Source organism: Rhizobium sp. WSM409, assembly GCF_057653825.1.
The window spans coordinates 216,115-228,444 of record NZ_JBYGKP010000006.1; the positions used below are offsets into that span (position 1 = coordinate 216,115).

At 62.6% G+C, this 12,330-nt stretch carries 9 protein-coding genes; 8 read left to right on the forward strand and 1 reads right to left on the reverse strand.

What is annotated here, in order from left to right:
- The first annotated feature begins 10 nt into the window (after nt 1-10).
- From AC25BC_RS35395 to AC25BC_RS35430, 8 genes are all read left to right on the forward strand, one after another.
- The gene (locus tag AC25BC_RS35395) at nt 11-1,171 is read left to right on the forward strand and encodes an acyl-CoA dehydrogenase family protein (RefSeq protein ID WP_003555525.1); all 1,161 of its coding nucleotides are present in this window, start codon (nt 11-13) and stop codon (nt 1,169-1,171) included.
- A 4-nt stretch (nt 1,172-1,175) separates the two neighbouring features.
- Complete coding sequence (locus AC25BC_RS35400; RefSeq protein ID WP_128438941.1) at nt 1,176-3,230, forward strand: acetate--CoA ligase family protein; 2,055 nt, start codon at nt 1,176-1,178, stop codon at nt 3,228-3,230.
- Between the two features lie 6 nt (nt 3,231-3,236).
- Nucleotides 3,237-4,019, forward strand: coding sequence for a carnitinyl-CoA dehydratase (locus AC25BC_RS35405; RefSeq protein WP_003555522.1), 783 nt, complete (start codon nt 3,237-3,239; stop codon nt 4,017-4,019).
- A gap of 118 nt (nt 4,020-4,137) precedes the next feature.
- The gene (locus AC25BC_RS35410; RefSeq protein ID WP_128438940.1) at nt 4,138-5,727 is read left to right on the forward strand and encodes an ABC transporter substrate-binding protein; all 1,590 of its coding nucleotides are present in this window, start codon (nt 4,138-4,140) and stop codon (nt 5,725-5,727) included.
- A gap of 97 nt (nt 5,728-5,824) precedes the next feature.
- On the forward strand, nt 5,825-6,829 hold the full coding sequence (locus tag AC25BC_RS35415; protein WP_003555520.1) for an ABC transporter permease: 1,005 nt from the start codon (nt 5,825-5,827) through the stop codon (nt 6,827-6,829).
- The gene (locus tag AC25BC_RS35420) at nt 6,826-7,653 is read left to right on the forward strand and encodes an ABC transporter permease (protein ID WP_003555519.1); all 828 of its coding nucleotides are present in this window, start codon (nt 6,826-6,828) and stop codon (nt 7,651-7,653) included. The genes AC25BC_RS35415 and AC25BC_RS35420 overlap by 4 nt, the downstream gene beginning before the upstream one ends.
- Nucleotides 7,646-9,277, forward strand: a complete 1,632-nt coding sequence (locus AC25BC_RS35425) for an ABC transporter ATP-binding protein (RefSeq protein WP_128438939.1) — start codon at nt 7,646-7,648, stop codon at nt 9,275-9,277. Before AC25BC_RS35420 ends, AC25BC_RS35425 begins: the two co-directional genes overlap by 8 nt.
- Nucleotides 9,278-9,327: 50 nt before the next feature.
- Nucleotides 9,328-11,331, forward strand: coding sequence for a CocE/NonD family hydrolase (locus AC25BC_RS35430; RefSeq protein WP_128438938.1), 2,004 nt, complete (start codon nt 9,328-9,330; stop codon nt 11,329-11,331).
- A 3-nt stretch (nt 11,332-11,334) separates the two neighbouring features.
- Here the strand turns inward: AC25BC_RS35430 and AC25BC_RS35435 are convergent, their stop codons facing one another.
- Nucleotides 11,335-12,246 (reverse strand): alpha/beta hydrolase, encoded by a 912-nt coding sequence (locus AC25BC_RS35435; protein WP_128438937.1) that lies wholly within the window; start codon nt 12,244-12,246, stop codon nt 11,335-11,337.
- Between the last annotated feature and the right edge of the window lie 84 nt (nt 12,247-12,330).

The window sequence follows — 12,330 nt, forward strand, 5'->3', positions numbered from 1 at the left end:
GAGGATAGGCATGCATTTCGGACTGAGCGAAGAACAGGAAATGATCGTCGAGACGGTCCGCGCCTTCGTCGAAACCGAAATCTATCCGCATGAAAACGAGGTCGAGCGCAGTGGCATCGTCCCGCCGGAGCTCGGAGACGAGATCCGGCGCAAATGCATCGATCTCGGCTTTTACGCCTGCAATTTCCCGGAAGAAGTCGGCGGCGCCGGTCTCGACCATGTCACCTTCACGCTGGTCGAGCGGGAACTCGGGCGCGGCTCCCTGGGGCTGACGGTTTTCTTCGGCCGGCCGTCCGGCATCCTGATGGCCTGCGAGGGCGAGCAGCGAGAACGCTATCTCCTGCCCGCAGTGCGCGGTGAGAAGATCGATGCGCTTGCTATCACCGAGCCGGACGCCGGTTCCGATATGCGCGGCATGAAATGCGCTGCCCGCCGCGATGGCAGCGACTTCGTCCTCAACGGCACGAAACACTTCATCTCGCATGCCGACGTCGCCGATTTCGTCATCGTCTTTGCCGCAACGGGCGAGGAGGAAACGCCGAAGGGCATCAAGAAGAAGATCACCGCCTTCCTGGTGGATCGCGGCACGCCGGGATTCGAAATCCTCGGGGGCTACGATTCCGTTTCGCATCGCGGCTACCACAACTCAACGCTCAGCTTCACCGATTGCCGGATTCCGGCAAGCCAGGTACTTGGCGAGGTGCATCGCGGCTTCGAAATCGCCAATAAATGGCTCTATGGCACGCGGTTGACGGTGGCCGCCACCTGCGTCGGCCGGGCACGGCGCGTCTTCGACATGACGCTGCCTTATGCCGCCGAGCGCAAGCAGTTCGGCAAGCCGATCGGCGCCAATCAGGGCGTGTCGTTCAAGCTCGCCGATATGATTACCGAGATCGACGCGGCCGATTGGCTGACGCTCGCCGCCGCCTGGCGGCTCGATGCCGGACTCTCCGCAGACCGGCAGATCGCCTCGGCCAAGCTCTACTCCTCCGAAATGCTGGCCCGCGTGACTGACGAGGCGATCCAGATCTTCGGCGGCATGGGCCTGATGGACGATCTGCCGCTTGCCCGCTTCTGGCGCGATGCGCGCGTCGAGCGCATCTGGGACGGTACCTCTGAAATCCAGCGGCATATCATCAGCCGCGATCTGCTTAGACCCTTGGGAGCATAAGCCGATGACGCCGCGCCCGCTCGACCGCCTGCTCAGACCGCAAACGATCGCCGTCTTCGGCGGCCGCGAGGCGCGCAGGGTGATCGAGCAGTGCGACCGCATGGGTTTTGCCGGCGAGATCTGGCCCGTCCATCCAAAGCTCGACGAGGTGCTCGGGCGGCCCTGTTATCGCTCCGTCTCCGACCTGCCTTCGGCGCCGGACGCCGCCTTCGTCGGCGTCAACAGGATGCAGACCGTCGAGATCGTCCGCAGCCTTTCTGCGGCCGGTGCCGGCGGGGCGGTCTGTTATGCATCGGGTTTCAGCGAGGCGACGGGTGAACTCGGCGACGGCGCCGAGTTGCAGCAGGCCCTGCTGGAGGCAGCCGGCGACATGCCGATCCTCGGGCCGAATTGCTACGGGCTGATCAACGGTCTCGACGGTGCGCTGCTCTGGCCCGATCAGCATGGCATGCAGCGCATCGCACGTGGCGTCGCGATCCTCACGCAGTCCTCCAATATCGCCATCAACCTGACCATGCAGACACGCGGCCTGCCGATCGCCTATGTGGTCACCGCCGGCAACCAGGCGCAGACATCGCTTGCCGATGTCGCCTGCGCATTGATCGACGACCCGCGTGTGACGGCGGTCGGCCTTCATGTCGAAGGTTTCGGCAATCTCTCTGCACTCGAACGGCTGGCCACCATGGCCCGACGGTCGAGGAAGTCGGTCGTCGTGCTGAAGGTCGGCAGGTCCGAGCAGGCAAAATGCGCGGCGGTGTCGCATACCGCCTCGCTTGCCGGCAGCGATGCGGTCGCGGATGCCGTGCTCGCCCGCCTTGGTCTTGGCCGTGTCCAGACCTTGCCGGCGTTGCTCGAAACCCTGAAGCTGCTGCATGTCGCCGGCCCGCTCGCAAGCCATTCGATCTCGTCGATGAGCTGTTCCGGGGGCGAAGCTTCGCTGATGGCGGATGCAGCCGTCGGTCGCAATGTGGAATTCCCCGCGCTGCAGCCGCAACAATTGCCCCGTCTGCGGCGCGTTCTCGGCGAGATGGTGACGCTGTCCAATCCGCTCGATTACCACACCTTCGTGTGGGGGGATCTTGCACGCCAGACCGAAGCCTTCAGCGCCATGTTCGAGGGCGGTTATGCCCTCAATCTCGTCGTCCTCGACTTTCCGCGCGATGATCGCTGCGATGCATCCGAATGGGCGATGACGGCAGACGCGGTGATTGCGGCTGCCGCTGCAACCGGTGCGCTGGCCGGCCTTCTGGCGACCCTTCCGGAAAACATGCCGGAGCCGATCGCCGGTCGGCTGATGGCAAACGGCATCATTACCTTCTGCGGTATCGACGAAGCCATCACGGCTGCGGACGTCGCCGCCGGCATCGGCCAGGCCTGGGATCGTCCGCCGCCCCTGCCGCTGCTCGATGTGCCCTCTATCGATGGCGAGATCGAGACGCTGACGGAGGCCGATGCGAAGGCCGAGCTTGCCGCCTTCGGCCTTCCGGTTCCGCAAGGGCTGTTGGCCTCTTCTCCCGGTCAAGCGGCCGAGCAAGCTGAGCGGCTCGGCTTTCCCGTCGTGCTGAAAGCGCTCGGCATTGCCCATAAGACCGAGGCCGGGGCCGTCGCACTCAACCTAAAGAATATAAAGACGGTGTCGAATGCGGCGGCGGCAATGCCGCCGAATGCCGGTTATCTCGTCGAGAAAATGATCGATCCGCCGGTTGCCGAGCTCATTGTCGGCGCTATCCGCGACCCTGTCTTCGGATTGTCGCTCACGCTCGGGGCGGGCGGAATCTTCGTTGAATTGCTTGAAGATTCCGTCATCCTACCCCTTCCGGCGACGAAAACCGACATTCACGCGGCAATTTCGCGCCTCAAACTTGCAAAATTGATCTATGGCTATCGCGGTCGGCCAAAAGGCGATCTTGAGGCCGCTGTCGGCGCTGTCTTAGCAACGGCAGATTATGTCGTAAAGAACGCGGCATGGCTGGAGGAACTGGACATTAATCCATTGATGGTTCTTCCCGAAGGGTGTGGCGTGGTCGTAGTCGATGCTTTGATACGGCGGAGGAGGTAGCATAGGTTGAGCGAACCCATTCGCACACGACAGGACGGCGGAGTGCTCGAAGTCGTCATCGACCGGCCGAAGGCGAATGCCATCGACCTTGCGACCAGCCGTGCTCTGGGGTTGATCTTCCGAAATTTCCGCGACGATCCGGCGCTGCGCGTCGCCATCGTCTCGGGCGCCGGCGAGAAGTTTTTCTGTGCCGGCTGGGATCTCAAGGCGGCGGCATCAGGTGATGCGGTCGACGGGGACTACGGTGTGGGCGGCTTCGGCGGGCTGCAGGAACTGCGCGACCTCAACAAGCCGGTCATTTGTGCGGTCAACGGTATCTGTTGCGGCGGCGGTCTGGAGATCGCGCTTTCTGCCGACCTGATCCTCGCCGCCGAACATGCGACCTTCGCCCTGCCGGAAATCCGCTCCGGCACGGTTGCCGATGCGGCTTCGATCAAGCTGCCGAAACGCATCCCCTACCACATCGCCATGGACATGCTTTTGACCGGTCGTTGGCTCGACGTTCACGAGGCGCATCGCTGGGGTTTTGTCAACGAGGTCCTGCCGGCCGAGCGGCTGATGGAGAGAGCATGGGAGCTTGCCCGGCTGCTTGAGAGCGGGCCGTCGCTCGTCCATGCGGCCATCAAGGAAATCGTCCGCGAAGCGGAGGGTTCGACGTTCCAGACTGCCATGAACAAGATCACCAAACGGCAGTTTGCGACGGTCGACAGGCTCTATTCGAGCGAGGACCAATTAGAAGGCGCACGGGCCTTCGCCGAGAAGCGAAGCCCCATTTGGAAAGGAAAATGACCAGGCGGCGGCAACCGCATTATTTTCCCGCATGATGCGGGCACCGGAGGTGGAGAGGAAACCGTCTGCGGACCTGCCCGGAAGTTCTGTCAACGCACCATAAAGAAGGAACTGGGGAATGAACGACTACACGAAGTATCTCGCAAGCCGTGTCACCGCCGGCGGGCTCAGCCGCCGCGAATTCATGGGACGCGCCATGGCCGCGGGCATCACACTTGCCGTCGCCGACAAGCTCTTCACCGAAAGTGCGCAAGCTGCCGAACCGAAGCGCGGCGGTCACTTGAAGCTCGGCCTCGAAGGCGGTGCCGCTACCGATTCCAACGACCCGGCGAAGTTCCTGTCGCAGGTCATGTTCTGCATCGGCCGCTGCTGGGGCGACATGCTGGTCGAGTCTGATCCGCTGACCGGTGCCGCCGTGCCGGCGCTCGCCGAATCCTGGGAACCGTCGAAGGACGCGGCGACCTGGACCTTCAAGATCCGCAAGGGCGTCAAGTTTCACGATGGCAAGGAACTGACGATCGATGACGTTGTTGCGACGCTGAAGCGCCACACCGACGCCAAGTCGGAATCCGGCGCGCTCGGTGTTCTCGGCTCGATCAAGGAGATCAAGGCCGACGGCGGCAATCTCGTGCTGACGCTCAGCGAAGGCAATGCCGACATGCCGCTGCTGCTGTCGGACTACCATCTGGTCATCCAGCCGAACGGCGGCTTCGACGATCCTCTCGCCTCGATCGGCACCGGCCCCTACAAGATGACAAGCTTCGAGCCCGGCGTCCGCGCCACCTTCGAAAGGAACAAAGACGACTGGCGCACCGACCGCGGTTACGTCGATTCGATCGAAATCATCGGCATGAACGATGCGACCGCCCGCATCGCGGCCCTGTCGTCCGGCCAGGTGCACTACATCAACCGGGTCGACCCGAAGACCGTCAACCTTTTGAAACGCGCACCCAACGTCGAGATTCTCTCGACCGCCGGCCGTGGCCATTACGTCTTCATCATGCATTGTGACAAGGCGCCGTTCGACAACAACGACCTGCGTCTGGCCCTCAAATATGCCATGGACCGTGAGGCCATGGTGCAGAAGATCCTCGGCGGTTACGGCAAGGTCGGCAACGACTTCCCGATCAACAGCACCTATGCGCTGTTTCCCGAGGGCATCGAGCAGCGCGTTTACGATCCTGACAAGGCTGCCTTCCACTATAAGAAGTCAGGTCATAGCGGCTCGGTCCTCCTGCGCACCTCCGAAGTCGCCTTCCCCGGCGGTGTCGACGCAGCCGTCCTCTATCAGGAAAGCTGCAAGAAGGCCGGCATCGAGATCGAGGTCAAGCGCGAACCGGGCGACGGCTACTGGACCAACGTCTGGAACGTCCAGCCCTTCTCGACCTCCTATTGGGGTGGCCGCCCGACGCAGGACCAGATGTATTCCACCGCCTATCTCTCGACGGCGGATTGGAACGACACCCGTTTCAAGCGTCCTGACTTCGATAAGCTGCTGCTGCAGGCCCGTTCCGAACTTGATGAAGCCAAGCGCAAGGACATGTATCGCACCATGGCGATGACGGTGCGCGACGAGGGCGGGGTGATCTTGCCGATGTTCAACGATTTCGTGAACGCCTCCACCAAGCAGGTGAAGGGTTATGTCCACGACATCGGCAACGACATGTCGAACGGCTACGTCGCGACCCGCGTCTGGCTGGACGCTTGATGGCAAGGGGACGTTTGCCCCTCTGATCTCCAACGAAGCCGGGACCGTGGGATGAAACCCCGCGGTCCTCCCGACGTTTTAGCGCGAGGTCCTCGCCATGACCAATCCTGCCCCAAGCATCTTGCCCGGCCTCGGGTTCCGGCAGCGTTTTCCGCTGCTTGCCCTCATCCTCGAGCGCTTCGTGCTCAGCCTGGTCCTGCTTTTTGCCGTCTCCATCCTGATCTTCGGCGGCCTGGAAGCTCTGCCAGGCGATTTTGCCACAACCTATCTCGGCCAGTCGGCGACGCCGCAGGCCGTTGCCAATATTCGCCAGGATCTCGGGCTGAACCGTCCGGTGACGACGCGCTACGTTGAGTGGCTCGGCAACGCCGTTCAGGGTGACTTCGGCACCTCCTGGGCCAGCAAGAATTCGGTGAGCGAACAGATCGGCAAACGCCTCGGCAATTCGCTTTTCCTCGCGGGTTTCGCAGCGGTGATATCAGTGCCGCTCGCCGTCGGCCTCGGCATGCTGTCGGTGCACTTCCGCAACCGCCTGCCGGATAAGATCATCAACATCATCTCGCTTGCGGCGATCTCACTGCCGGAATTCTTTATCGGCTACCTGCTCATCCTGCTCTTCGCGGTGAACCTTGGCATGGCGACCTTTCCAGCGACCGTCTATGACAGCATGGGCTTCGTCGAGCGGTTGAAGGCGATCGCGCTGCCGACGGCGACCCTCGTGCTCGTCGTGCTCGCGCATATGATGCGCATGACACGGGCGGCTATCCTCTCCGTCATGTCGTCGGCCTATATGGAGACCGCCGAGCTGAAGGGCCTCAGCGCCTTCCGCTCGATCGTCAAACATGCCGCCCCCAATGCGCTTGCGCCGATCATCAATGTCATCGCGCTGAACCTTGCCTATCTCGTGGTCGGCGTCGTCGTTGTCGAAGTGGTCTTCGTCTATCCCGGCATGGGACAATATATGGTCGATGCGGTCACCGTGCGCGACATGCCCGTCGTGCAGGCCTGCGGCCTGATCTTCGCGGCTGTCTATATCTTCCTCAACATGACGGCCGATATTCTCGCGATTATCGCCAATCCCCGGCTGAGGCATCCGCGATGAGATTGCGAGATATCCCCATCACCGCCTGGATCGGCATGGCCGGTATCGCCATCGCTTTCATCTTCGCGCTCTTCGCTCCCTGGCTCGCCCCCTATGGCGAGACGCAGGTCGTCGGCGACGTGTGGCAGTTGCCTGATAACCAGTATATTTTCGGTCTCGACAATCTCGGCCGCGACATCTTCTCGCGGTTGATCTACGGCGCGCGCACGACGCTGACGGTCGCATCCGCCGCCACCGTCATCTCCTTCTCGCTGGGCATTATCCTGAGCTTCACCGCGGCCGTCTCGCGCGGCATCATCGACACAGTCTTTTCGCGCTTCAACGATCTGATGATGTCGATCCCGACGCTGATCTTCGCGCTCGTCGTTCTTGCGGTGCTGCCGCAAAACATCGTCGTGTTGATCCTTGTCATGGCGATCCTCGATTCCACCCGCGTCTATCGTCTCGGCCGCGCCGTCGCGCTCGATGTCGCGGTGATGGAATTCGTCGAGGCGGCAACACTGCGCGGCGAAGGCAAACTTTGGATCATCTTCCGCGAAATCCTGCCGAACACGCTGTCGCCGCTGCTGGCCGAATTCGGCCTGCGCTTCGCCTTCTCGATCCTGTTCCTCTCGACGCTTTCCTTCCTCGGCCTCGGCATTCAGCCGCCTGCGGCCGATTGGGGCGGCATGGTCAAGGACAACAAGGACGGCATCATCTTCGGTATCTCGGCAGCGCTGGTGCCGGGCACGGCGATCGCGACACTTGCCGTCTGCGTCAACCTCGTGGTCGACTGGCTCCTGAAACGCACATCCAGCCTCAAGGGAGGGCGCGGCGATGCCTGAGCTTCTTTCCGTTCGTAATCTGAAGATCGAAGCAACCAGCTACCCGCCGGGCGAACCGCCGAAGCGAGTGACGATCGTAGACGGGGTTTCCTTCGATCTGCAGAAGGGCAAGGTTCTCGGCCTGATCGGGGAATCGGGCGCCGGCAAGTCGACGATCGGCCTTTCGGCGCTTGCCTATGGCCGGGGCGGCGCCGAAATCACCGGCGGCGAGGTGCGGCTCGACGGCGCTGATATCCTGGTGCTCGGCAAGAACGGCATCCGGAAAATCCGCGGCGCACGGGTCTGCTACGTTGCGCAATCGGCCGCCGCCGCCTTCAATCCGGCCCACAGGCTCGGCGATCAGGTGATCGAAGCCTCGGTCAAACATGGATTGATGACGAAGGACGAGGCGCGCAAACGGGCGCTTTATCTGTTCGGGGTTCTCGGCCTGCCCAATCCCGAAACTTTCGGCGAGCGCTTTCCTCATCAGGTCTCCGGCGGTCAGTTGCAGCGCGCGATGACGGCGATGGCGCTCTGCTCCAATCCCGAACTCATCGTCTTCGACGAGCCGACGACGGCGCTTGACGTCACCACGCAGATCGACGTGCTGGCGGCGATCAAGCATGCCATCGAGGAAACGCACACGGCCGCCCTCTACATCACCCATGACCTTGCCGTCGTCGCCCAGATCTCGGACGACATCATGGTCCTGCGTTATGGCAAGCAGGTCGAATATGGCAGTGTCCAGCAGATCATCGAGGCGCCGCGGGAAGACTATACGCGCGCTCTCGTCAATGTCAGGCAGGCCTACCGCGAGGAAGCCGCCGACCAGTCTGCAGCACTTCTCAAGGTCGAAAATGTCAGCGCCGAATATTCCAACGGCTTCAAGGTGCTGCACGATGTCACGCTGCACGTGCCGAAGGGGCAGACGCTCGCGGTCGTTGGTGAATCCGGTTCGGGCAAATCGACGCTAGCGCGCGTCATCACTGGCCTGTTGCCGCCGAGCAGCGGCCGCATCGTCTTTGACGGCAAGCCGCTGATGCCAGGTCTGAAGAGCCGGCCGAACGACGATCTGAGGCGCATCCAGCTGATCTACCAGATGGCCGACACGGCGATGAACCCGCGCCAGACGGTTCGCGACATCATCGGCCGCCCGCTGACCTTCTATTATGGCCTGAGAGGTGCCGAGAAGACCGCCCGGGTGAAGGAACTGCTCGATCAGATCGAGATGGGCAAGGGCTTCGTCGACCGCTACCCGGCCGAACTATCCGGCGGCCAGAAGCAGCGCGTGGCGATCGCGAGAGCGCTGGCCGCCAAGCCCGAACTCATCCTCTGCGACGAGCCGACCTCGGCGCTCGATCCGCTGGTGGCGGAGGGTATCCTCAAGCTGCTTCTGCGCCTGCAGCAAGAAGAGCAGCTGTCCTATGTCTTCATCACCCACGACATCGCGATCGTCCGGGCGATCGCCGACAGCGTGGCGGTGATGCATCGCGGCAAGCTGGTACGGTTCGGTCCGAAATCGACGGCGCTGTCGCCGCCCTTCGACGACTATACCGATCTGCTGTTGAAATCCGTGCCGGAAATGGAAATCGGCTGGCTGGAACGGGTGCTTGCCACGCGTCGCATGGAGAGCGCCGGCAACTGACTTGACGAGAGTAAACCTTCGTCTCACGGAATGTGCATCAAGGAATGAGCATGACCTCGCGCGGCTTCACCACCATCGAGAATGAATGGATTACCCTGGAGGATGGGACGCGGCTTGCCGCGCGCATCTGGATGCCGGATGGCGCTAGCGAAGATCCCGTTCCCGCCGTCTTCGAATTCCTGCCCTATCGCAAGCGGGATGGAACCAGCCTCAGGGATGAGTCGACCTATCCGGTATTCGCGGCATCAGGCATTGCCGGCGTGCGCGTCGATATCCGCGGATCCGGAGAATCCGACGGTGTCATCGACGGCGAATATACCGAAAGCGAGCTTGCCAATGCCTGCGAGCTGATCGCCTGGATTGCCGCGCAGCCATGGTCGAACGGCTCGGTCGGCATGATGGGCATCTCCTGGGGCGGCTTCAACAGCCTGCAGATCGCAGCATTGCGCCCGCCCGCGCTGAAGGCCGTCATATCGATCGCCTCGACCGTCGACCGTTACAATGATGACATCCACTACAAGAACGGCTGCCATCTGTCCGCTCAGCTCTCATGGGCTGCAACGATGCTCGGTTACCAGTCGCGGCCGCCCGATCCTGCGCTTGCCGGCGAACGCTGGAAGGAGATGTGGCTGGAACGCCTGGCGGGCGAACCCTTCTTCATGGAGGAGTGGTTGAGCCACCAGCGGCGCGACGACTTCTGGCGTCACGGCTCGATCTCAGAGGATTTTTCGAGCGTGGAGATTCCCGCGCTGGTGATTGCCGGCTGGGCGGATGGCTATCGCAATACGCCGCTGATGGCGGTCGAAGGCCTGGGCAAAAAAGCGAAGGCGCTGATCGGCCCCTGGGTCCACAAATATCCGCATTTCGCCTGGCCGAAGCCGCGCACGGATTTCCATGGCGAGGCGATCGCCTGGTGGAACAGATGGCTACGGGGCGAGAACAACGGCATCGACGGCTTGCCGCAGGCCCGCGCTTATATTCTCGATGCCATCAGCCCTGCCCCGCGACGTGACAGCGATCCGGGTTTCTGGGTCGCCAAGGACGTCTGGTCGCCGCCACAGATGCAGTGCTTCTATGTCGAGCAGTTCGGCAAGCTGACGGAAGGGATGCCGATCCCGCATGCGCCCGAACATTCCGTCTATCTCCGCTCTCCGCTCGACACCGGGACGGCATCGGGTGAATATTTCACGCTGAAACCCGACGCCGAAATGGCGATTGATCAACGCTCGGACGATGCCGGCTCGCTGGTCTTCGATACGATGCCGCTCGCGAGGGATCACGACTATCTCGGCCGGCCTGTGCTCACGCTTGCGCTGCGGTCGCAGGCGGCAAGCGGAAATCTCTGCGCCCGGCTCATCGATGTCCATCCGGATGGCACGGCGACGCGTGTCGCCTTCGGCGTCGTCAATCTTACCCACCGGGACGGCAATGCAGATCCCAAGCCGCTGATCCCAGGTGAGACGGTGTCGATCCGGCTCGTGCTCGATGCCTGCGGTTATCGCTTCCGCAAGGGGCATCGCATCCGCCTTTCGCTCTCCACCGCCTATTGGCCGATGATCCTGCCGCCGCCTGATGCCGAAGGCATCGAGGTCGATATCGCGGCACTCGGCCTCGGGCTGCCGATGCTCGGGGAGTACCAGCGGATCGACATCAAGGAACCAGCCAATCCCGATCCGCTGCCGAAATACATCGAGCACGCGGCCGCCGTAACGAAGCGGCAGGTCGTCCGCGATCTCTCGGTCAACAGGACCGAGTATCACATCCACGAGGATACCGGGCTCACCGAGCACCCTGAGACAGGCCTCTCGACCCGGCAATTGCGCGAGGAACTCTGGTCGATTTCACCCGATAATCCCCTGTCGATGACCGGGACCTCGACCTGGACCTGCGACATGCGCCGCCCCGGCTGGTTCGTGCGGACAGTGGCGACCGGGCGTGTTGCCTGCACCCGGACCGACTGGATCATCAGTGCTGTCGTCACCGCCTTCGAGGACGACGTGCAGATCTTCGAAAAGGTCTTTGCCGAAAAGCGGATCGCGCGCGACCTGATGTGATCGTCAGGCGATCGCCAAACGCCGAACGGCCTCGCAGACGGCACGGAAGCCGTCGCGGGCGCCGTCGCTCATGTGGCGGGCGCGCAGCCACGCGTGCACCATTTGCGGCTCCTCTCGGAACCAGACTTCGACGCCCTCCGCGGTGAGCCGGGCGGCATAGTGCCGGCCGTCGTCCCGAAGCGGATCGAAATGCGCGACCGTGATGAAGGCCGGCGGCAGCCCGGCAAGCGAAGCTGCCTGCAGGGGCTCGGCGATCTCATTGCCTGCCGGCGTCTGCAGGATTTCGCGATAATAGCCGACATCCGCCGTCGTCAGGCCCGGCGCCGCGGCCATTTCGACGTAAGAGCCTGCGGCAAGGTTACCGCCAAGCGCCGGATAGATCAGAACTTGGCCGACGACTCCGGACAGGCCCTCGTCGCGCGCCCGCAATGCAAGGCCCGCCGCCAGATTGGCCCCGGCACTGTCGCCGATCAGCACGACCTTGCTGTTGGCGGAAAGCAGATGCTTCAACACGGTAAAGCCGTCATCCGTCTGCGCCGGCCAGCGATATTCAGGGGCCAGCCGGTAATCGACCGAAACAAGTTCCGCGCCGGCAAAATCGGCGATCTCGGCGCAGATGGCATGATGGCTCTCGAGCGAACCGACAACAAAGCCGCCGCCATGAAGATAGAGCAGAATGGTGCGGGTGCTGATTTTCCGCGGGCGGTAGCGCCGGATCGGTATGCGCTGGAGCATGCCGTCCGCAAAGATCATCTCCGGGGGCAGCGGGCGGTCGAAACGAGCGCAGAGCGTGTCGTACCAATGTCGCTGCTGTTCGATCGATGCTAGAACGGCGTCTGGCGGATAGAAGGAATCGCAAATCGCCAGAAACTGCAGGATGCCCCTTTCGGTGGGGGCAGGTGGTTGAGCGGACATGGAGGTCCTTTCGCGATTTGGGACATGACAGATCATGTCCCTGGCCAACTCTGTCCTCATCATGCGCCTCTGTGACGCGGACGA